At 68.7% G+C, this 18,591-nt stretch carries 23 protein-coding genes; 2 read left to right on the forward strand and 21 right to left on the reverse strand.

The genetic code is table 11. The features are described 5' to 3' along the window. Window positions 1-11: 11 nt before the first annotated feature. Window positions 12-1,937, forward strand: a complete 1,926-nt coding sequence (gene thrS, locus P2T37_RS02480; protein ID WP_276235173.1) for a threonine--tRNA ligase — start codon at window positions 12-14, stop codon at window positions 1,935-1,937. Window positions 1,938-1,946: 9 nt separating this feature from the next. Here thrS and P2T37_RS02485 read toward each other — a convergent pair whose 3' ends face one another. The 5 genes from P2T37_RS02485 to trkA all read right to left on the reverse strand — a co-directional run bounded on the left by P2T37_RS02485 (window position 1,947) and on the right by trkA (window position 8,344). Next, window positions 1,947-2,972, reverse strand: a complete 1,026-nt coding sequence (locus P2T37_RS02485; protein ID WP_276235174.1) for a DUF7972 family membrane protein — start codon at window positions 2,970-2,972, stop codon at window positions 1,947-1,949. Between the two features lie 40 nt (window positions 2,973-3,012). After that, a complete protein-coding gene (locus P2T37_RS02490) occupies window positions 3,013-3,822 on the reverse strand; it encodes a PspA/IM30 family protein (RefSeq protein ID WP_276235175.1) in 810 nt (269 codons plus the stop codon). A gap of 49 nt (window positions 3,823-3,871) precedes the next feature. Continuing rightward, window positions 3,872-5,419 carry a TrkH family potassium uptake protein gene (locus tag P2T37_RS02495; protein WP_382211804.1) on the reverse strand — a complete coding sequence of 516 codons (1,548 nt, stop codon included), beginning with the start codon at window positions 5,417-5,419 and terminating at the stop codon, window positions 3,872-3,874. A gap of 112 nt (window positions 5,420-5,531) precedes the next feature. Beyond that, window positions 5,532-7,016: a TrkH family potassium uptake protein gene (locus P2T37_RS02500; RefSeq protein ID WP_276235177.1), complete on the reverse strand. Its 1,485-nt coding sequence runs from the start codon at window positions 7,014-7,016 to the stop codon at window positions 5,532-5,534. Further along, on the reverse strand, window positions 7,013-8,344 hold the full coding sequence (gene trkA / locus P2T37_RS02505; RefSeq protein WP_276235178.1) for a Trk system potassium transporter TrkA: 1,332 nt from the start codon (window positions 8,342-8,344) through the stop codon (window positions 7,013-7,015). Before trkA ends, P2T37_RS02500 begins: the two co-directional genes overlap by 4 nt. 269 nt (window positions 8,345-8,613) lie before the next feature. Between trkA and P2T37_RS02510 the strand changes: the two genes are divergently transcribed. Next, entirely contained in the window at window positions 8,614-9,558 is a 945-nt protein-coding gene (locus P2T37_RS02510) for a transcription initiation factor IIB (protein ID WP_276235179.1), read from the forward strand. A gap of 566 nt (window positions 9,559-10,124) precedes the next feature. Here the strand turns inward: P2T37_RS02510 and secY are convergent. Genes secY through P2T37_RS02590 form a run of 16 tightly spaced genes read right to left on the reverse strand, consistent with a single transcriptional unit; the run spans window position 10,125 to window position 18,589 of the window. Further along, window positions 10,125-11,603: a preprotein translocase subunit SecY gene (gene secY, locus P2T37_RS02515; protein WP_276235180.1), complete on the reverse strand. Its 1,479-nt coding sequence runs from the start codon at window positions 11,601-11,603 to the stop codon at window positions 10,125-10,127. Between the two features lies 1 nt (window position 11,604). Beyond that, window positions 11,605-12,102 (reverse strand): uL15m family ribosomal protein, encoded by a 498-nt coding sequence (locus tag P2T37_RS02520; protein ID WP_276235181.1) that lies wholly within the window; start codon window positions 12,100-12,102, stop codon window positions 11,605-11,607. After that, window positions 12,102-12,566, reverse strand: a complete 465-nt coding sequence (locus tag P2T37_RS02525) for a 50S ribosomal protein L30 (RefSeq protein ID WP_276235182.1) — start codon at window positions 12,564-12,566, stop codon at window positions 12,102-12,104. Before P2T37_RS02525 ends, P2T37_RS02520 begins: the two co-directional genes overlap by 1 nt. Beyond that, window positions 12,566-13,201, reverse strand: coding sequence for a 30S ribosomal protein S5 (locus P2T37_RS02530; protein ID WP_276235183.1), 636 nt, complete (start codon window positions 13,199-13,201; stop codon window positions 12,566-12,568). Before P2T37_RS02530 ends, P2T37_RS02525 begins: the two co-directional genes overlap by 1 nt. Further along, window positions 13,194-13,751 (reverse strand): 50S ribosomal protein L18, encoded by a 558-nt coding sequence (locus P2T37_RS02535; RefSeq protein WP_276235184.1) that lies wholly within the window; start codon window positions 13,749-13,751, stop codon window positions 13,194-13,196. Before P2T37_RS02535 ends, P2T37_RS02530 begins: the two co-directional genes overlap by 8 nt. Window positions 13,752-13,753: 2 nt before the next feature. Beyond that, entirely contained in the window at window positions 13,754-14,194 is a 441-nt protein-coding gene (locus P2T37_RS02540) for a 50S ribosomal protein L19e (RefSeq protein WP_276235185.1), read from the reverse strand. Continuing rightward, window positions 14,187-14,903 (reverse strand): 50S ribosomal protein L32e, encoded by a 717-nt coding sequence (locus tag P2T37_RS02545; protein ID WP_276235186.1) that lies wholly within the window; start codon window positions 14,901-14,903, stop codon window positions 14,187-14,189. The genes P2T37_RS02540 and P2T37_RS02545 overlap by 8 nt, the downstream gene beginning before the upstream one ends. Then, window positions 14,903-15,442, reverse strand: coding sequence for a 50S ribosomal protein L6 (locus tag P2T37_RS02550; protein WP_276235187.1), 540 nt, complete (start codon window positions 15,440-15,442; stop codon window positions 14,903-14,905). Before P2T37_RS02550 ends, P2T37_RS02545 begins: the two co-directional genes overlap by 1 nt. Then, complete coding sequence (locus tag P2T37_RS02555; RefSeq protein ID WP_276235188.1) at window positions 15,432-15,824, reverse strand: 30S ribosomal protein S8; 393 nt, start codon at window positions 15,822-15,824, stop codon at window positions 15,432-15,434. Before P2T37_RS02555 ends, P2T37_RS02550 begins: the two co-directional genes overlap by 11 nt. A gap of 2 nt (window positions 15,825-15,826) precedes the next feature. Continuing rightward, entirely contained in the window at window positions 15,827-15,991 is a 165-nt protein-coding gene (locus P2T37_RS02560; RefSeq protein ID WP_276235189.1) for a 30S ribosomal protein S14, read from the reverse strand. After that, window positions 15,988-16,515 (reverse strand): 50S ribosomal protein L5, encoded by a 528-nt coding sequence (locus P2T37_RS02565; RefSeq protein WP_276235190.1) that lies wholly within the window; start codon window positions 16,513-16,515, stop codon window positions 15,988-15,990. Before P2T37_RS02565 ends, P2T37_RS02560 begins: the two co-directional genes overlap by 4 nt. Then, window positions 16,512-17,243 (reverse strand): 30S ribosomal protein S4e, encoded by a 732-nt coding sequence (locus tag P2T37_RS02570; protein ID WP_276235191.1) that lies wholly within the window; start codon window positions 17,241-17,243, stop codon window positions 16,512-16,514. The genes P2T37_RS02565 and P2T37_RS02570 overlap by 4 nt, the downstream gene beginning before the upstream one ends. Further along, complete coding sequence (gene rplX / locus P2T37_RS02575) at window positions 17,240-17,596, reverse strand: 50S ribosomal protein L24 (RefSeq protein ID WP_276235192.1); 357 nt, start codon at window positions 17,594-17,596, stop codon at window positions 17,240-17,242. The genes P2T37_RS02570 and rplX overlap by 4 nt, the downstream gene beginning before the upstream one ends. Further along, the gene (locus P2T37_RS02580) at window positions 17,593-17,991 is read right to left on the reverse strand and encodes a 50S ribosomal protein L14 (RefSeq protein ID WP_276235193.1); all 399 of its coding nucleotides are present in this window, start codon (window positions 17,989-17,991) and stop codon (window positions 17,593-17,595) included. The genes rplX and P2T37_RS02580 overlap by 4 nt, the downstream gene beginning before the upstream one ends. After that, complete coding sequence (locus tag P2T37_RS02585; RefSeq protein WP_276235194.1) at window positions 17,991-18,323, reverse strand: 30S ribosomal protein S17; 333 nt, start codon at window positions 18,321-18,323, stop codon at window positions 17,991-17,993. The genes P2T37_RS02580 and P2T37_RS02585 overlap by 1 nt, the downstream gene beginning before the upstream one ends. Then, window positions 18,314-18,589 carry a ribonuclease P protein component 1 gene (locus P2T37_RS02590; protein WP_276235195.1) on the reverse strand — a complete coding sequence of 92 codons (276 nt, stop codon included), beginning with the start codon at window positions 18,587-18,589 and terminating at the stop codon, window positions 18,314-18,316. The genes P2T37_RS02585 and P2T37_RS02590 overlap by 10 nt, the downstream gene beginning before the upstream one ends. Window positions 18,590-18,591 lie beyond the last annotated feature (2 nt).

The following is an 18,591-nucleotide window of genomic DNA, read 5'->3' on the forward strand; positions in this document are numbered from 1 at the left end:
TTCACGGAGATATGAGCGAGGTCACGGTCACGCTGCCCGACGGCTCCGAACTCTCCGTCCCGGAGGGGTCGTCCGTCGAGGACGTGGCCTACGAGATCGGTCCCGGACTCGGGGCCGACACGGTCGCGGGCGTCGTCAACGGCGAACTCGTGGACAAGGTCGACCCGGTCGCGGACGGCGACCGCGTCGTCATCGTCACCGACCAGTCCGACGAGTACCTGCAGGTGCTGCGCCACTCCGCGGCCCACGTGTTCGCACAGGCGCTCCAGCGCCTCTTCCCCGAGGCGAAGCTCACCATCGGCCCGCCGACGGACGACGGCTTCTACTACGACGTGACCGAGGTCGACCTCGACGAGAGCGACCTCGACGAGATAGAGTCGGAGATGGAGTCGATACTCGACGCCGACTACGCCATCGAGCGGGTCGAGCGCTCCCGCGAGGCGGCGCTCGACCTGTACGCGGACAACGAGTACAAGCGGGACATCCTGAACACGGAGGCAGCCGACGAGGACACGGTCTCCTTCTACGTGCAGGACGACTGGCAGGACCTCTGTCAGGGCCCGCACGTCGACTCGACGGGGGAGATCGGCGCGGTGAAGCTGCTCAACATCTCGGCGTCGTACTGGCGCGGCGACGAGGAGAACGACACGCTGACGCGGGTGTACGGGACGGCCTTCGGGTCGGAGTCGGCCCTGGAGGAGTTCCTGGACATGCGCGAGGAGGCGAAGGAGCGCGACCACCGGAAGCTCGGACAGGAGATGGACCTCTTCTCCATCGACGAGACGACCGGCCCGGGGCTCCCGCTGTACCACCCGGCCGGCAAGACGGTGCTCCGCGAGCTCTCCGAGTTCGCCGGCCGGCTCAACCGGGAGGCGGGCTACGAGGAGGTCGAGACCCCGCACCTGTTCCGCACGGAGCTGTGGAAGAAGTCCGGCCACTACGATAACTACGTCGACGACATGTTCCTCCTCGACGTGAACGACGAGGAGTACGGGCTGAAACCGATGAACTGCCCGGGCCACGCGACCATCTTCGACCAGTCGAACTGGTCGTACCGCGACTTCCCGGTTCGCTACTTCGAGAACGGGAAGGTGTACCGGAAGGAACAGCGGGGGGAGCTCTCGGGGCTCTCCCGCGTCTGGTCGTTCACCATCGACGACGGCCACCTGTTCGTCCGGCCGGACCAGATCCGTGCGGAGATCGAGCAGGTCATCGAACTCATCTTCGAGGTGGTGGAGACGCTGGGACTCGACGTGGAGGTCGCGCTCGCCACCCGGCCCGAGAAGTCCGTCGGCTCCGACGAGATATGGGAGCAGGCGGAGTCGCAGCTGCGCGACGTCCTCGACTCGGGCGGCTACGAGTACGACATCGAGGACGGCGACGGCGCGTTCTACGGGCCGAAGATCGACTTCGGGTTCGAGGACGCGCTCGGCCGGGTCTGGGACGGGCCGACCGTCCAGCTCGACTTCAACATGCCCGAGCGGTTCGACCTCTCGTACACCGGCGAGGACAACGAGGAACACCGTCCGGTCATGATACACCGCGCGCTGTACGGCTCCTACGAGCGCTTCTTCATGGTTCTCATCGAGCACTTCGACGGGAACTTCCCGACGTGGCTCGCGCCCGAGCAGGTGCGTATCCTCCCCATCTCGGACGACCAACTCGGCTACGCCCACCGCGTGAAGAACGAACTCGGCGACCACCGCATCGAGGTGGACGACCGGGACTGGACCATCGGACGGAAGATACGCGCCGGCCACGACGACCGCGTCCCGTACATGCTCGTCGTCGGCGGGAACGAGGCGGAGGCGGGCACCGTCTCCGTGCGCGACCGCTTCGAGAACGAGGCGAACGACGTCGACCCCGAGGCGTTCCGCGACCACCTCGACGAGGAAATCGCCGAACGGACCATCGAACCGGACTTCCTCGCCGAGTAAGGGGCCGCGCTACTCCGTGTCCCACTCCACCTCGGTCGCCCCCTCCGTCTCGCGGAGGATGAACGGGCCGATGGAGAGGGTGTGTTTCGTCACCGTCGCGATGCGGAGCACGTAGGCGAGCAGGATGACGAACGGCGCGACGGCGACCACGACGCCGACGAGCACCGCCGCCACCACGAGGTCGACGCCCGCGACGACGCCGTACGCCGTGCGGTCGAAGAAGCCGACCATGAACACGGAGACGACGAGCGCCGGGAGCGCGGCCGTGAGGATTGCCCGCGAGAGGTTGATGAGCTCCCACTGGAAGTAGAGCGTCTTGAAGTGCTCGCGGGCGGGGCCGAACAGCCGCAGCACGTCGGTGAGGCGGTCCAGCGCCGCGCGCCCCTCGTCGGTGAGGTCGTCGCCGTACTCGGCGTCGATGCGCCGCGCCGCGAACACCTTCCACGAGTAGTTGAAGTCGAGCGCGGCGGCCACCACGTCGAACTCGCCGAAGGTGGCGCCGTCGAGCGAGTCGGCCACCCGGTCGGCGTTGCCGACGAGGCTGTCGGTGAGGTCCGCGACCGCCCGCCCCGCGTCGGAGCCGTCGCCGACGGTCGCCCGGAGGTCGCGGGCCCGCTCGCCCGCCACCTGGACGAACGCGCGGAGGAACTGCGCGGGGCGGGCCGGCGCGACCGGGGCTTCGAGCAGGTCCGCGGCGTCGTCGCGAAAGGACATCGCCCCCTCCATGCGCTCGCGCTGGTCGCCGACGGCGCCCAGTTCCTGCGAGAGGACGAGCTGGTTCAGCGTCAGGACGAGCGTGACGCCGGTGATGGTGGCCGTGAGCAGGCCCTGGAACACCGTGTCCACGGAGTCGGAGTTACGGAGCGTGTCGGCGACGCCGGGGGCGAGGGCGGCGGCGACGCCGAGCGAGAGGAACACCGCGAGCAACAACACCCCGGCGACCACCCGCCGGTCGGCGTTCATCAGGAGCCACAGCTTCCAGCGGCTCTCGTCGGCGCGCTCGCGCAAGGTGTCGCTCGGCGCGTCGTCGGTCATGGCTCCCGTTCACGAGCGCGGGACAAAAAGACGCGGCCGGTCAGCTCTCCGTCTCCTCCTCCTCCTTCAGCTCCGCGAGTTCGGACTCGACCTCGGGGTCCGCGGCCTCCGGCTCCGGCTCGCTCTCCGCGTCCGCCTCGGCCTCGGGCGCCGACTTCCCCTCCTGCTGGCGGAGCGTCTCCAGTTCGGCCTCTATCTCGGTGTCGCGCCGGCCCTGCCCGAGCGCCTTGTCTATCTCGTCCTCGTCGTCGAAGGCGTTGTCGAACGCGCCGGTCGATTCGAGCTCGTCCATCGCGGCGGCGCGCGCCTCCATGTCCTCGGTCCGGTCGCGCGCGCGCTCGATGGAGCGGCTCACGTCCTCCATCTCGTCGCCCGCGCCGGTCATCGCCTCGGAGACGCGCGCGCTGGCCTCCGCGGCCTCGTAGCGCGCCTTCATCGTCTCCTTCTCGGTGCGGAACCGCTCGATCTGGCTCTGGAGCTCGTCCTTCTTCTCGACGAGGTTGTCCTGCGTGTTCTGGAGGTCCGCGATCTGCGTCTCCAGCTCCTCTATCTGGGACATCTTCTGTTTCTTCTTCTCCAGCGCCTGTCGCGCGAGGTCCTCGCGGTCCTGGCGGACGGCCTCGCGGGCCTGCTCGTTGTGCTTCTCGACGTTCTCCTCCAGCCGGCGCTTCTGTATCTCCAGGCGTTTCTTCTGGGTGGTGAGGTCGGCGATACCCCGTTTCACGTTCTGGAGTTCGTCGCGCATCTGCTCGTAGGAGTAGTCGAGCTGCTCGTTCGGGTCCTCCGCGCTGGAGATGAGCGCGTTGAGCTTCGAGCGGACCACGTACGAGGCGCGAGAGAGGATTCCCATACCTACTGATACGACGGCGCACCCTTAAAATCTGAGCCGTTCGTGCGCGTCAGCTCCGCCAGTACGACCGGGTGAGCAGGACGAGCACGGGGAGGATCTCCAGCCGGCCGATCCACATCAGGAACACCATCAGCAGCTTCGACGTGGCCGGGAAGTCCAGGTAGGAGTTCATCGGGCCGGCCACGCCGAATCCCGGCCCGACGTTGCCGACCGTGGAGGCGGCGGCGGCCATCCCCTCGAACGCCGAGATGTCGTAGCCGACGCGCGCCGCGTCGAGCATGATGAGCGCCGCGCCGACGCCGAAGCACAGCATGTAGACGAGGGTGAACGCCTGAATCCCGCGGACTGCGTCCTCGTCGATGGGTTGGCCGCCGAGGCGGACCGGCGCGACCGCCTCGGGGTGGACCGAGGTGAACAGCTCCCGCTTGACGCTCTTGATTATCACCACCCAGCGGACGATCTTGATGCCCCCGCCCGTGGAGCCGGCCGAGCCGCCGACGAACATGGCGAACAACAGGAGGTACTGGAGGGGCTGTGACCACGCGTTGAAGTCGATGCTGGCGTAGCCGGTGGTCGTTATCATCGCGAGCGCCTGGAAGACGGCGTGGCGGAGTGACGCCTCGGCGTTGCCCGGGATAGCGCCGTAGGGCTCGCGGAACGCGGCGGAGGCGGGCTCGATGCCCCCGGTGAACAGCACGCCGGCGATGACGGCCGTGAACACGCCGATGACGCCCATGTACGCGCGGAACTCCGTGTCCCGAAGGAGGGCGCGGGGGTTGCCGCCCACGAACCGCCAGGTCAGCGCGAAGTTCACGCCGGCCGCGAACATGAACGGGACGATGAGCCACTGGACGGCCGCGGAGAACGCCTCGATGGAGCGGGCCTCGGGCGAGAAGCCGCCGGTCGGCATCGTCGTCAGCCCGTGGGCGATGGCGTTGTACGCCGCGGCGGCGTGGTCCGTGCCGGCCGCCAGCCCGTCCATGTTGGGCGCGAGGCCGCCGAGGTGGAAGCCGAACAGCAGCAGCATCTCCAGTAAGGTGATGGCGGCGTAGACGAGCCACAGCGCGCGCGCCGTCTCCGCGATGCGGGGCGTGAGCTTCTCGATGCCGGGCCCCGGCGCCTCGGCGTCCATCAGCTGTGCGCCGCCGACCGAGAGCTCCGGGAGGATGGCGACGGCGAGGACGACGATACCCATCCCGCCGAGCCACTGGCTGAGCTGTCGCCACATGAGGAGCGCGTGCGAGTGGCGCTCGAACGAGATGGAGCCCATCACCGTCGCGCCGGTCGTCGTGAAGCCGGACATCGACTCGAACAGCGCGTTCACCGGGTTCGCGAGGGTGCTCTCGGTCCCCATCCCCGCGAGCAGGTAGGGGAGGGTTCCGACGAGCGCGACGGTGAGCCAGGTCAGCGCGACCATCAGGAGCGCCTCGCGCGGGCCGAGGTCGGGGTCGGGGTCGATTCGCTCGACGGCGAAGCCGAACAGGAAGGTGGCGGCCCCGGCGACGGCGAAGACGGCCACGTCCTCGCCGTACAGCAGGGCGACGACGAGCGGGACGACCAGCGCGACGGAGAGGTACTTGACGACGCGGCCGGTCAGGGCGACGCTGGTCCGCCAGTCGACGCGGAGCCGGGGGCCGCCGTCCCCGACGAGCGGTAGCTTCGACACGTCCGGCGACAGCCGTGGGTCGGCTATCAATCCACCGTCTTCCCTACGACCGCCAGAAGTCCGGGGTCAGGAGGACGAGGACGGGGATTATCTCGATGCGACCCACCCACATCAGTACGACCATCGAGCCCTTCGTTATCGCCGGGAAGCCGGCGTAGCTCCCGTAAGGGCCGGCGTCGCCGAACGCCGGCCCGATGTTGAGGAAGGTGGAGGCGGCCGCGCCCATCGCCTCGAACTCCCCGATACCCGTGCCGGCCCGCGAGGCGTCCACGACGACGAGGACGGTCAACAGCGTGAACACGACGATACCGAGCAGGACGTAGCCGTGGATGTCCCGGACGGTGGACTCGTCCACCACCTCGTCGCCGAGCCGCACCGGACGCACGGCCTCGGGGTGGAGTTCGACGAACAGCTCCCGGCGGAACGACTTCAGCACGACGAGCCACCGAACCGTCTTTATCGAGCAGGTGGTGGAGCCGGCCATCCCCCCGACGAACATCGCGAGGAAGAGCAGGTGTTTGAGCGCGGGCGACCAGACGTTGAAGTCCGCGGAGGCGTAGCCGGTCGTCGTCAGTATCGAGACGACCTGGAAGAGGGCGTGGCGGAACGTCGATTCGACCGTGGGGAACGTGCCGTCGAGCGCGAGCACGACGGCGGCGACGGCGGTCGTCGCGGCGACGAGGCCGAGATAGACGCGGAACTCCTCGCTCCGCCGGAGCGGGCCCGCCCGGCCCTGCGTCAGCGCGTACAGCAGGACGAAGTTCGTCGCGCCGAGGAACATGAACAGGACGACGAGGTACTGGACGACCGGCTCGAACGCGCCGAGGCTCTCGGCCTCGGGGGAGAAGCCGGCCGTCGCCACCGTCGTCAGTGCGTGCGAGACGGCGTTGAACGGCCCCATGTTCGGCGCGAACCCGGCGTAGTGGAGCGCGAGCAGCAGGACCGTGAGCAGCACGGTGAGCCCGACGTACAGCGAGCCGAGGATGCGCGCCGTCTCCCCGATTCGGGGGGCGAGCTTCGTCACGTCCTCCGTGCGCGTCTCCGTCTCCATCAGGCGCGCGCCGCCGACCGAGAGCTGCGAGAGCAGGCCGACGGCGAGCACGAGGATACCGAGGCCGCCGAGCCACTGGAGGAGCTGGCGCCAGAACAGCAGCCCCTGCGGGTGGGCGTCGAAGTCCCCGATGACGGTCGCGCCGGTCGTCGTGATGCCCGACATCGACTCGAACAGCGCGTCGAGCGGCGAGGCGAACACGCCGGTCCCGACGAGCAGGAACGGGACGGTCCCGACGAGCGCGACGGCGAGCCACGTCGCCGAGACCATCAGGAACGCCTCGCGGGGGTAGAGGTCGTCGCGCGGCAGGCGTTCGAGCGCGACCCCGACGACGAGCGTGCCCGCCGCGGGCGCGAGGAAGGGGACGGGACTCTCGGCGTACAACAGCGCGACGACGGCCGAGACCGCGAGCGGGGCGGCGAGCCCCTTCAGAACGGTTCCGGTGAGGCTGGCGCTGGTGCGCCAGTCGACTCTCATAGCGCGGCGGTGACGTCCTCGACGGCGTCGGCGTCGGCGAAGACGACGACGTGGTCGCCGGCCTCGATGACGGTGTCGCCGCGCGGCGTGGTGAGTTCGCCGTCGCGGGTGATGGCGCCGAAGACGACGCCGTCGGGGAGCGTCTCCGCGACCTCCTGGATGGTACAGCCGACCGCGTCGCCGTCGGCGTCCACCTCGAACTCCATAACCTCGGCGCGGTCGCCCTCGATGAGCGAGACGTTCTCCGCGCGCCGGCCGCGCGTGAATCGCGTTATCTCCTCGGCGGTCGCCTCGCGCGGCGAGACGGCCACGTCGATGCCGACGGCCTCGAACAGGTCCGCGAACTCCACGGTGTCGACGACGGCGACCGTCCGTTTCGTGCCGAGCCGGTCGGCGAGCAGCCCCGCGAGGAGGTTCTTCTGGTCGTTCTCCAGCGCCGCGATGAGCGCGTCGGCGTCGCCGACGTTCTCGCGTTCGAGGAACTCGCGGTCGGTCGCGTCGCTCTGCATCACCGTCGTGCCGGGGAGCTTCTCGGCGAGCCAGCGCGCGCGGTCGGGGTCGTGTTCGATGAGCCGGGGGGAGAAACCGCGCGCCTCCAGCAGCCGGGTCGTCTGGTAGCCCACCTCGCTGCCGCCCACCACCACGATGTCGCGGGGGCCGGACTGCTCGGGGGCGATGGCCTCGCTGAACGACCGGACGGAGTCCGGGCTCCCGATGACGACCACGTCGTCGCCGCCGCGCAACACCGTGTCGCCGCGGGGGATGACGATGTCGTCGTCGCGGACGATGGCGGCGAAGGTGAGCGAGTCGAACCGGTCCGCCTCCTGGACCGTCTGGCCGACGACGGGGCTGTCCTCGGGGAGTTCGAACTCCGCCATCTGGACGAGTCCCTCGGCGAACGTGTCCACGTCCTGGGCGGTCGGCAGGCCGATGACGCCCGTGATGGTCTCGGCGGCGAGCAGGTCGGTACACACCATGAAGTCCACGCCGAAGGTGCGGTCGCCCCGCTCCCACGTGCGGAGGAACTGCGGGCGCTTCACCCGCGCGATGGTGAACGTCTCGGGGAACACGCCGGCGGTGCCGCAGGTGACGATGTTCGTGCTGTCGTCGTCCGTCGAGGCGATGAGCATGTCCGCCTCGGCGATGCCGGCCTCCTCCAGCGTGTCCACGTCGCTGCCGTCGCCCTCGACGGTCAACACGTCGTGCGAGTAGCTCAACGCGTCGACGCGCTCGCCGTCGATATCGACGACGACCACGTCGTGGTCCGTCGCGAGGTCGCCCGCGATGTTCGACCCGACCTCGCCCGCGCCGACGACGATCACGCGCACCGGAACCCGCCTCTCATGCGCCGAGGGTCGGCCCGCCCCGGTAAGTGGGTTACTATCACCGAACGTGTCCGGCCTCCGACGAATCACCTAAGTACGTGGAAACCTCGACTAAATACGAAGTCAGACAGTCAGGATTCGACGCGCGCAGGAGGTGCCCCCTGCCGTGTCACAGAGCCGCGAGCGGCTTCGACGCCCGGAATCAGGGTTTCGGGCTCCCCGTTCCCCCGCACGCGCGCTAGCAACAGCAGCCACACCCTCGACCGGACCACATGACACGCATCTCACGACGGCAGGACGACCGCAACGTACAGAGCGACGACACCGAGGAGGAGGTCGACCCCGACAACCTCGTCCGCACCGCCAACGGCGAACTGATGGACGAGGAGTCCGGGCTCATCGTCGACGAGGACAACATCGACCGCGGGCCGGAGTGGCGCGCGTTCAACCACCAGGAGCAGCAGGAGAAGTCCCGCGTCGGCGCGCCCACCACGCGCACGATGCACGACAAGGGCCTGACCACGAACATCGACTGGCAGGACAAGGACGCCTCCGGGCGCGCCATCTCCCAGGAGAAGCGCTCGCAGATGCAGCGGCTCCGCACCTGGCAGGAGCGCATCCGCACCCAGGAGAACGGCGAGCGGAACCTCCAGTTCGCCCTGAGCGAGATCGACCGGATGGCGAGCGCGCTGGGCGTACCCCGCTCCGTACGCGAGGTCGCCTCCGTCATCTACCGGCAGGCGCTCGACCGCGACCTGATTCGGGGGCGCTCCATCGAGGGCGTCGCCACGGCCTCGCTCCACGCGGCGTGCCGACAGGAACACATCCCCCGCAGCCTCGACGACGTGACCGCCGTGTCCCGCGTCGAGCGCCGCGAGATCGGCCGCACCTACCGCTACATCTCACAGCAGCTCCGACTCGCGCTCGAACCCGCGGACCCGAAGGAGTACATCCCCCAGCTCGCCTCCGAGCTGGAGGTGAGCGACGAGATACAACAGGAGTCCGTCCGCATCGTCGAGGAGACGACGGCGCTCGGCCTCCACTCCGGCAAGTCGCCGTCCGGGTACGCCGCCGCGGCCATCTACGCCGCCTCGCGCGTCGTCGGCCCGAAGCTCACGCAGCGGCGGGTCGCGGACGTGGCGGACGTCACCGTCGTCACCATCCGCAACCGCTACCAGGAGCAGATGGACGCGCTGGACGCCGAGATCGTCCACTGAGCCGCCCCCCTATTTTCAAGTAGTCCCCCCTCGACCGAAGCAGTAGCCGGACGGCGGTCGGCGTTGCCGTGTCAGGGACGGCGACTGACGTGTCGTTTGGCCCACTTACGTGGCGGCCGCAGCCGCGTGCCGTGCGCCCCTCGGGCGCGCGACGCGGCCGGCCGGCGGTCGCGGGACGGCCGTCGGCGGCGGTCGATTTCGATACCCGACGAGCCGCCGCTTTCGCCGGCGCGAACCGTCCGCCGGCCGCCCCGTAGGGTCACCGGGCCGTCCGGTCATCGACCCATACTGAACACCCCGGCGGCCCAACGGTCGGTGCCGGGGGCTTCTCCCTCGGCAGGGACGCACGGCCGGTCGCGCCGGGACGTACCCCCTTCTCGGCCGGCGACCTCGTGTAGGACACCTCGTCCCGTCCCTCTCCGGACGTCGGGGGCGTTCGGACGTGTCGCCCTCTCGCGCACAGTAATATGGATATACGCTTATACGGCACGGCGTGCGTGCCGGCGGCTCGGGAGGGTGTGGGTGGCGGAGCGAAAGAAAGGAACCGTCGGAGAGGTACCGGGACGCTAGCCGCCGAACATCTGGCGCATCATCGGGTGCATCTCCATCAGCTGCTCCTCCGCGATCTCCTCGTACAGCTTGTACGTGATGGAGACGGTCAGCAGCAGCCCCGTGCCGGAGACCTGCCCGATGGTGCCGAGCAGGTTCGCGAGGACGGCGAGCGCGCCGACCAGCGCGCCGCCGATGACGGTCACCTGCGGGATGTAGCGTTCGAGCACCTTCTCGATGACGCCCGGCGACTGCCGGAAGCCGGGTATCTGCATCCCGGAGTTCTGGATCTGCTTCGCCGTCGACTCCGGCCCCATACCGGTCGTCTCGACCCAGAAGACGGCGAAGATGGCGCCGCCGATGATCATGAACGTCAGGTCGACGGAGAGGCGCGCGAGCACCTGATACCACTCGTTGTTGCCGGCGAAGCCGGCGAACCACATCCAGTCCTGATAGGAGTAGATGGGCGCGAGGTAGTAGAACAGCCCGTCGACCGGGGTGGCCCCGGTCTCCGTGACCTGGTACACCCCGAGCCACGCCGGCATCGACTCGCCCAGCTGGGCGTTGAGGATGCGGCCGAGGAACTGGACGTTCGCCTGCAGCGCGCGAACGAGGATCATCGGCAGGACGGACGCGTAGATGAGCTTCACGGGGAAGCGGCCGCGCGCGCCCTTCACGCGGGCGTGCGATAGCGGTATCTCCACGCGGACGGACTCGGCGTAGACGACGACCACGAAGATGAGGACCGTCGTGAACAGGAACAGTATCTGTCCCTGTTCGAGCAGGAGGCTCTGGAGCCCCTGCGCGCCGAGCACCGGGCCGAGCTGGGTGTTCCCGACGATGATGTCGTACCAGCTGACGAAGAAGCCGCGGTTGCCCGTGATTCCCGGGACGGCGAAGAAGCCGCCGATGAGGCGCTGGCTGATACCGGCGATGATGAACAGGCCGATACCGGAGCCGACGCCCCACTTCGAGATGACCTCGTCCATGAACAGGATGAGGAGACCGCCGACGAATATCTGGGCGAACATCAGCCACTGCAGGCCGCCGACGCCGATGCCGAGCGACTGGGCGACCGACGCGTCGGGCGTCAGGAAGCCGCCGGCGAACACCATCGGCAGGCCCGTCAGACACACCATCACGACCACCAGCAGCTTCTGGAGGCCCTGATACAGCACCTGGTCGCGCGGGTCGTTCGTGTCCAGCCCGAGCAGGTTCGCGCCGCCGAGCAGCTGGAGGACGATCGACGCCGTGACGATGGGGCCGATACCCAGCTGCAGAATGCTCCCCTGCTGTCCCGCGAGGATGGACCGGAACTGGCCGAACGCGTCGCTCCCGCCGCCGAGACCGTAGATGGTCACGTTGGTCAGGAAGAAGTACAACACGAGGACGCCCGCCGTCCAGCCGAGCTTGCGACGGAACGGGACGTGGCCCTCCGGTCGGGCCACGTTGGGCATCCGCGAGAGTACCGGTTCGGCGGTCTCCTTCCAGCTCATTTTACTCCTCTGCGTCCTCGTCGTCCGTAGCTTCTTCGGCCTCCGCGGCCAGTTCCTCGCCCTTCTCGGAGAGGACGGCCTCACCGCCGGCGGCGTCGAGCGCCGCCTCGGCGTCGTCGGAGAACGCGTCCGCGGTGACGGTCAGGCTGTTGTGGACCTGGCCGCCGGCGAGCACCTTCACCGCGTCGACCTCGTGGCCGTCCTCGACGACGTCGCGCGCGTCGATGACGTAGCCGCCGTCGGTCTCCTCGGCGATACCGTCCTCGGCGTAGAGGACAGCGTCCTCGTCCAGCTTGCGGACGTTGATCGTCTCGACCTCGCGGTCGGTCTTCTGCGGGCGCTTGAAGCCGTGCTTGCCGCGCTTCGGGTAGAGCCCGCGCTCGTGCTTCTTCCGTCCCGCGCGCCCGCGACCGCCGCGGTGGCCGGCCCCGCGTCGCTTCTTGTGGGAGCCGCCGCCGTGCGTGCGCGAGCCGCGCTGTCGTCGTTTCTTGCTCGTCATTATCGCATGTCGCGCAGGAGGTCGTCCATGGCCTCGGTCGGCTGCTTGCCGAGGGCCCCGCCCTCCTTCGCGGGGTGTTTGATACCGTCGTGGCCGCCGCGCGGCGGGTGGAGACGGAGCGTGGGCGAGAGACCCTGCTCGCGCAGCGTCGTCTCCTCGGCCACGATGGCCGCCGCCAGCGCGTCGATGTCGTCGTAGTCGGTGTTGGCCTCGACCCAGTCGTCGTCCACGTCCGCGTCGCCCTCCGCGGGCTCCGCGCGCTTCGCGATGAGTAGCTCGACCGTCTCGACCGACGGCTCGCCGTGGGCGACCCAGTCGTTCACCTTCGTGATCATCCCGCGGTAGGTGTCCGTCTCGGGGACGAACACGAGGTGGTTCACCTTGTGGAGGTTCAGCATCGACAGCGTGTCGCGCACGGCGTGGCTCTGGTTCACCTCGCCGCGGAGCTGCACGACCGCCTCCATCACTCGATCACCTCGCGCTTCTCGAAGGCGCGCTGCGGGACGCGAGCCTCGCTCGTGGCGCGGAGCGCGTTGAACGTCGCCTTCGCGAAGTTGACCGTCGTGCGGGTGTTGCCCGACGAGCGGGTCCAGATGTCCTCGATGCCGGCGAGGTCGAGGATGTTACGGACGGTCTCCCCGCCCGCGAGCCCCAGCCCGCGCGGCGCGGGACGGAGTTCGACCTCGACGGAGCCGGCCTTGCCGGTGGTGCGCAGCGCGACCGTGTGGGCGCGCCCGCAGCCACACTCCCACGAGCCGCAGCCGCGGGAGACGTCGATGATGTTGAGCTTCGCGATCTCGATTGCCTTCTGGATGGCGCCGCCGACCTGGTCGTCGCGACCCTCGGCGTAGCCGACGAAGCCGTCGCGGTTGCCGACGGCGACGACACACCGGAACTTCACCCGGCGGCCGGAGTCGGTCATGCGCTGGACCATGTTGATGTCCAGGACCTCGTCGTCCATGTCCGGGAGGAGCTGGTCGACGATCTGCGGCTCCTTGAGCGGCAGCCCGCTGTTCAGGGCCGTCCGCATGTCGGTTATCTCGCCCTCTACGACCTTTCGTCCGAGCCGCGTGCGCGGCTCCCAGCCTCCGTTACTCATTGTTCTCCAGTAGCTCGTCGCGCAGTTCGTCGAAGTGCGCGGGCAGTTCGGTGGCGTCGAAGTCGCCGCCGTAGAGTCCCTCGTCGAGCGACTCGGCGTACTCGGCGATGTGGGTCCCGCGCGTGCGGTCCCACTCGGCGAACACGTCGTCGTTGTGGGGGATCTCCAGGCCGGCGTCGATGGCGCCCTCCTGCACGGCGAACACCTTCGACCCGGGGGTCGCGGTGTTCAGGCCGATGTCGAGCACGGCCTCCTCGTAGCCCGCCTCGACGGCGCGCTGACCGAGCAGCAGCCCGGTGAGGTACGCCGCCGGGAGGTTCCCGGTCGGCGCGTCCCACCCGTTCTCGGGGAGGTCGTTCGACGTGGCGCTCGCCACGGTCTCGTCTCCGTTCGGTCCAGTCACGACCAGCTGCGCCCTGGTGTGCTGGTTGCTCTTTCGAGCGACCAGCCGGGGCTTCCCGGATTTCAGCAGGCGCAACCGCTGATGGTAGTTCGTCCGTGCCTCGCGGCGACGCCGCATCGGCACTTTGTAGCGTGGTCCGGTTGCCATTGTCAGTAGTTGTTCTCGATGTATCGGTTGAGGTCCGCGACGGAGTCGAACTCGCCGCCCGAGGCCTTGTCGTACAGGCTCCGGTACTCCGAGGGCTCGAGTTCGCCCTCGTCGCGCAGTTCCTTCAGGGTGGCCCGCTGGGCGCGGATCTTCGACTGCCACTCCTTCTTGTCGTTGCTGCGGCCGCCGGCCTTCCCCTTCCGGGAGCCGGCGCCCTTGCGGTGACCGTAGGCGCGCTTCTCGGCGCGCTTGCGGGCACGGCCGCGGGAGTTGGACTTCGCGTCCTTCGCGCGGATGGCGCCCTCGTCGACGAGGTCACGCACGTCCTCGCGCGTGATGGCGTCGGCGATGTCGGTCGTCCGCTCGGGGTCGAGCCAGACGCGGTTCTTCCCCACGTCGAGCACGTCCGCGGCGAGACGCCGCTGGGCCGTCAGGTCACTCATCGTCCACCTCCACCTCGACGTAGGTGGGGTTCAGGACGCGAACGCCCTGCTCCTCCGCCTGGTCCTCGATGGACTCGCGCTTGCGCGCGCCCACCGTCGAGCCGATGCGGACCGCCTGGGTGTCGCCGTCGACGCCCTCGAGGTCGTCCGTGTTCTCGACACGGACCTCCTCGAAGCCCGACGGGTGCAGGCCGCGGGTCGCCGCGGGCTTGCGGTAGCCGGCCTCGACCTTCGGGCCCTTCCCCTTGATGCCTTTCCGCTGCTTGGAGAGGCCGCCGCGCGGCTTGCGCCACGAGGTCGGGGTCCGCTTCTTCTTGTGGTAGTCCTGGCGGTTGAACTGGGGCGTCGAGACGCGCGAGCGCTGCGCGAGCAGGCGGCTCGTCTCCTCGTCCAGTTCGGGGGTCTTGTCGGCGTGGCCGCGGGGACGGAGTTCGGTCTCGACCTCCTCGGTCTCCTCCGGCTCCTCCGGCTCCTCGCTCTCGACCTCGGCGTCGGTCTCCTCGGAGACCTCCAGCCCGCCGACGTCGTTCTTGATACGCGCGGCGAGCGCGTTGCCGATGCCCTCGACGTCCGCCAGCTCCGACTGGGACGCGCGGCGGACGTCGTCCACCGTCTCGAAGCCCGCGCCCTCGAGGGCTGCGGCCTTCGCGTTCCCGACGCCGGAGATGTCGGTCAGTTCCGTGAGTTCCCGTTCGTCGTCTTCTGCCATCAGGCGTCACCTCGGTTCGGTTTGCTGGTGATGTAGACGCCGTCCTGGAAGACGCGGGTGTCCTTCCCGGAGACGCGCGTCAGCTGCTCGATGTCCGCGGCCGTCTGGCCGACGTCCTCGATGTTCGGCCCGGAGAGGGTCAGCTCCTCCCCGTCGACCGCGACCTCGGTGTCCCCGTGGATGGGGGCGCGCCGCGGGGCGCGCTCGCCGAGGAAGTTCTCGATGACGACCGCGCCGTCCTCGACGCCGACCTGCATCGGGAAGTGGGAGTAGAAGACCTCCATGCTGTACTCCCAGCCCTCGGTGACGCCGTATATCATGTTGCTCACGTGGCTCTCGAAGGTGCCGACGGTGGCGCGCGTCTTCGCGTCGCTCTCGGGCGAGGCGATGACGACGCCGTCGTCCTCGACGGACACCGTCACGTCCGGGTACCACAGTCGGCGCGTGACGCTGCCGTTCGGCCCCTCGACGGTGAGCTCGAGGTGGTCGACCTCGGCCGTCACGTCGTCGGGCACGTCGATGGTTCGCTCAATAGACATAGGCGATCACCTGTCCGCCGATGCCCTGTTCGCGGGCCTCGTAGTGGCTCATCACGCCGTGGCTGGTGGAGACGACGAGCGTCCCGTAGTCGCGGGCGGGGAGGAACCGCTTCTCCCACTTCTCGTACTCGTCGGCCGTCGCCGAGTAGCGCGGCTTCACCGTGCCGCAGGCGTTGATGGCGCCTTTCAGTTCGACCTCGAACGTGCCGGCCTTCCCGTCGTCGTCGAACTGGAAGGTGTCGACGTACCCGCGGTTCGCGAGCACTTCGAGCACGGAGCCGATCTCGTTCGAGGCGGGCTTTACCGTGTGTGTCAGATGGCCCACGCCCTCGGCGTTGTCGATGCCGGAAAGCGCGCTGGCCAGTGGGTCGTTGTCCGCCATTGTTAGCTGTACTTCTCGAAGCCCATGTCCCGAGCGATCTCGCGGAAGCACTGTCGGCACAGCCAGATGTCGTACTTGCCGACGAGCCCCTGCTTGCGCCCGCAACGCTGGCACTCGTGGAGCTGTCCCGTCGGGGACTGCTCCGTGGTTTCCTGTGATTCGCTCATTCTGTCACCTCCACGTCGAACTCGCTCTCGAGGAACGCGACCGCGTCCTCGGGGGTGAGTCGGTGGCTGCCGGGGATCTGCGTGCTCGCCTTGTCGCGCTTGTGCACCCGGTAGCCCGGGCGCACGAGGTTGACCGTGACGTCCAGCCCGTAGATACCGATCTCCGGGTCGTACTCCTGGCTCGGGAACTCGGTGTGTTCGTCCACACCGAACGAGAAGTTCCCCGTCTCGTCGAACTGGGAGACGGCGATGTCCGCGAGCGGCAGCGCCGTCGCGAGGAACTCCTCGGCGAGGTCGCCGCGCAGCGTGACCTTCGCGCCGATGGGGTCGCCCTCACGGATGTTGAACTCCTGAATGGTGCGCTTGGCCGTGGTGCGAACGGGGGTCTGACCCGCCACCTCGGCGAGTATCTCCTCCGCGTTCGCCAGTTCTCGCCCGCCGCGGCCCACGCCCATGTGGACGACGACCTTCTCGACGGTCGGCGTGCGCATCTCGTGGAACCCCGCTTCGGTCTCGGAGCTCATTCGTCACCACCTTCGTCGGCGTCGGACTCCGCGGAGTCCTCACCCGTGAAGTTCTCGTCGATGACGACGACGTACTCCTCGATGGTCTCGATGCGCCCGTCGTCGGACTCGACGAGGACGTTGTTCGGCGAGGAGCTCGGCGTCACCTGTATCTCGTCGACGGTGCCGATCTCGCCGGCGTGCGTGCCGGCGACGGCGGTGACGAGCGCCCCCTCCTCGTACGGGAAGTGGGCGACGACGGACTTGTCGTCGTTCGAGACGACGACGGAGTCGCCGACGGTGATGTCCGCGTCGTCGGAGACGAGCGTCGAGCCGTCGTGGATGGTGAGCTGCGTCTCGCCGCCGGTGACCTGCCGCTTGCCGACGACCTTGCCGAGCCGCGAGTCGGCGGCGTCGGCGTCGATGGGCGTCAGCGAGAGGCGGCCGCCCTCGTCGGGGAAGACGCGGTAGAACTCCTCGCGCTCGGTGAACGCGACGATGTCGAACATCCCGATGGGACGCTCCTCGTCGCTGATGGCCTCGCCGTTGACCAGGACGGAGTCCTGGCCGAGCGCGTACCGTGCTTCCTTCTTCGAGTCGACGTAGCCGAGCACGTCGCGCAGGAGGATGAGGAGGGGAACCCCCGCCTCGCCGTGCGGGCCCGCGCCCGCCTTGACCGTGAAGGTCTGCTCCTTGCGCTCGACCGGCCACGAGTTCGGTACCGAGAGTCGCTTCTGGTGTCGCGTCATTCGTTATCCTCCTCTAAGCGCGCCTCGCGCCGCTCGTCCTCGAGGTTCAGGTCCGTGACGACGAGGTTCGACGCGTCGAGCGGGCGGGGAACCTCCTCCCCGTCCGCCTTCTCCAGCGTCACGTCCTCGACGTGAATCACGGCGTCGCGGAGGTCGACGTTCACCACGTCGCCCTCCTCGCCCGCGAAGTCGCCACGCTGGACCTCGACGGTGTCGCCCTCGTTGACACGGACGCTGCGCTGTCCGTACTCCTCGCGGAGGTCCTCCGAGAGGTGGGCACGGACCTGCCGCTGCTTCTCGTGGAGCGGCGCGCGGCGCTGTCTGCTGCGTTGTTTGTCCGGTTGTCGGGTCATACTATCATCGTCGCCGTGCTGGCGATGCTGCCGAAGCGTTCGGCGACCTCCCGCGCGATGGGACCTTTCAGCTCGGTCCCGCGGGGGTCCTCGTTCTCGTCAACGATGACGGCGGCGTTGTCCTCGAACTTCAGCCGCGTGCCGTCCGGCCGGCGGACCGGCTTCCGCTGGCGGATGACGACGGCTTCGAGCACCTGACGCCGCATCTCCGGCGTCCCCTTCGTGACCGACACGGTGATCTTGTCGCCGAGGCCGGCCTTGGGGTGTCTGTTCTTGGTTCCCGAGTAGCCCGAGACGGAGATGACCTTGAGCTGACGGGCACCCGTGTTGTCCGCGCACGTGATGAGCGAGCCCTTCTCGAGCCCCTGCGTCACGTCTGCGTTGAGTGCCTGCATCAGTCGTCACCCTCCGTCGGGACGCGCTCGACGACCACGTGCGATTTGGTCTTCGAGAGCGGTCGGGTCTCTGCGATACGAACCGTGTCGCCGACCGAGAGGTCGAGACAGTCAGGGTGGTGCGCCGAAACGCGCGACCGGCGCTTCATATACCGGTCGTACTTCGGCACCTTGACGTCGTACTCCCGCTCGACGACGACGGTTTTGTCCATGTCGGTGGAGGCGACCTGCCCTTCCATCGTCTGTCCCCGCACGCTGAGCGTGCCGTGGAACGGACAGTTGGGGTCGGAGCAGCTCTCCTCCGGTTCCGATACGTTCAGTCCTAGCGCCATTTGCTTGGTGTCGTTGTTTCCGTCCGTCGGGCCGGTCGCGCGACGAGCCGTTCGCCATCGACGCGAACGCGCGTGTCATCGAGCGTGAAGCGGAACGTCGCGGCCGCCTTCGGGACCTGCTTCACCCGGTCGCCCGCCACGAGCAGCGTGTTCGTCGTCTCGTCGACGACCTCGCCGCTGATGCCGACCAGGTCGGCGTTCGGCGAGTCGACGACCTCCGTGCGGAGGCCGGCGAGTTCGTGTCGTGGCAGGGTTCGGGCGTTCATGG

The organism is Halosegnis marinus (assembly GCF_029338355.1).
Taxonomy (GTDB): domain Archaea; phylum Halobacteriota; class Halobacteria; order Halobacteriales; family Haloarculaceae; genus Halosegnis; species Halosegnis marinus.

Coding starts and splice junctions, on each gene's coding strand:
- P2T37_RS02545 (WP_276235186.1), bottom strand. CDS start 14,903: ATGGCAGAAGACGACGAACGGGAACTCACGGAACTGACCGACATCTCC.
- P2T37_RS02570 (WP_276235191.1), bottom strand. CDS start 17,243: ATGACGCGACACCAGAAGCGACTCTCGGTACCGAACTCGTGGCCGGTC.
- P2T37_RS02530 (WP_276235183.1), bottom strand. CDS start 13,201: ATGAGTAACGGAGGCTGGGAGCCGCGCACGCGGCTCGGACGAAAGGTC.
- P2T37_RS02485 (WP_276235174.1), bottom strand. CDS start 2,972: ATGACCGACGACGCGCCGAGCGACACCTTGCGCGAGCGCGCCGACGAG.
- P2T37_RS02510 (WP_276235179.1), top strand. CDS start 8,614: ATGACACGCATCTCACGACGGCAGGACGACCGCAACGTACAGAGCGAC.
- P2T37_RS02590 (WP_276235195.1), bottom strand. CDS start 18,589: ATGAACGCCCGAACCCTGCCACGACACGAACTCGCCGGCCTCCGCACG.
- P2T37_RS02520 (WP_276235181.1), bottom strand. CDS start 12,102: ATGACGAGCAAGAAACGACGACAGCGCGGCTCGCGCACGCACGGCGGC.
- P2T37_RS02535 (WP_276235184.1), bottom strand. CDS start 13,751: ATGGCAACCGGACCACGCTACAAAGTGCCGATGCGGCGTCGCCGCGAG.
- P2T37_RS02555 (WP_276235188.1), bottom strand. CDS start 15,824: ATGGCGGACAACGACCCACTGGCCAGCGCGCTTTCCGGCATCGACAAC.
- P2T37_RS02585 (WP_276235194.1), bottom strand. CDS start 18,323: ATGGCGCTAGGACTGAACGTATCGGAACCGGAGGAGAGCTGCTCCGAC.
- P2T37_RS02525 (WP_276235182.1), bottom strand. CDS start 12,566: ATGGAGGCGGTCGTGCAGCTCCGCGGCGAGGTGAACCAGAGCCACGCC.
- P2T37_RS02560 (WP_276235189.1), bottom strand. CDS start 15,991: ATGAGCGAATCACAGGAAACCACGGAGCAGTCCCCGACGGGACAGCTC.
- P2T37_RS02580 (WP_276235193.1), bottom strand. CDS start 17,991: ATGCAGGCACTCAACGCAGACGTGACGCAGGGGCTCGAGAAGGGCTCG.
- P2T37_RS02490 (WP_276235175.1), bottom strand. CDS start 3,822: ATGGGAATCCTCTCTCGCGCCTCGTACGTGGTCCGCTCGAAGCTCAAC.
- secY (WP_276235180.1), bottom strand. CDS start 11,603: ATGAGCTGGAAGGAGACCGCCGAACCGGTACTCTCGCGGATGCCCAAC.
- P2T37_RS02540 (WP_276235185.1), bottom strand. CDS start 14,194: ATGAGTGACCTGACGGCCCAGCGGCGTCTCGCCGCGGACGTGCTCGAC.
- P2T37_RS02550 (WP_276235187.1), bottom strand. CDS start 15,442: ATGTCTATTGAGCGAACCATCGACGTGCCCGACGACGTGACGGCCGAG.
- rplX (WP_276235192.1), bottom strand. CDS start 17,596: ATGACCCGACAACCGGACAAACAACGCAGCAGACAGCGCCGCGCGCCG.
- P2T37_RS02565 (WP_276235190.1), bottom strand. CDS start 16,515: ATGAGCTCCGAGACCGAAGCGGGGTTCCACGAGATGCGCACGCCGACC.
- thrS (WP_276235173.1), top strand. CDS start 12: ATGAGCGAGGTCACGGTCACGCTGCCCGACGGCTCCGAACTCTCCGTC.
- P2T37_RS02500 (WP_276235177.1), bottom strand. CDS start 7,016: ATGAGAGTCGACTGGCGCACCAGCGCCAGCCTCACCGGAACCGTTCTG.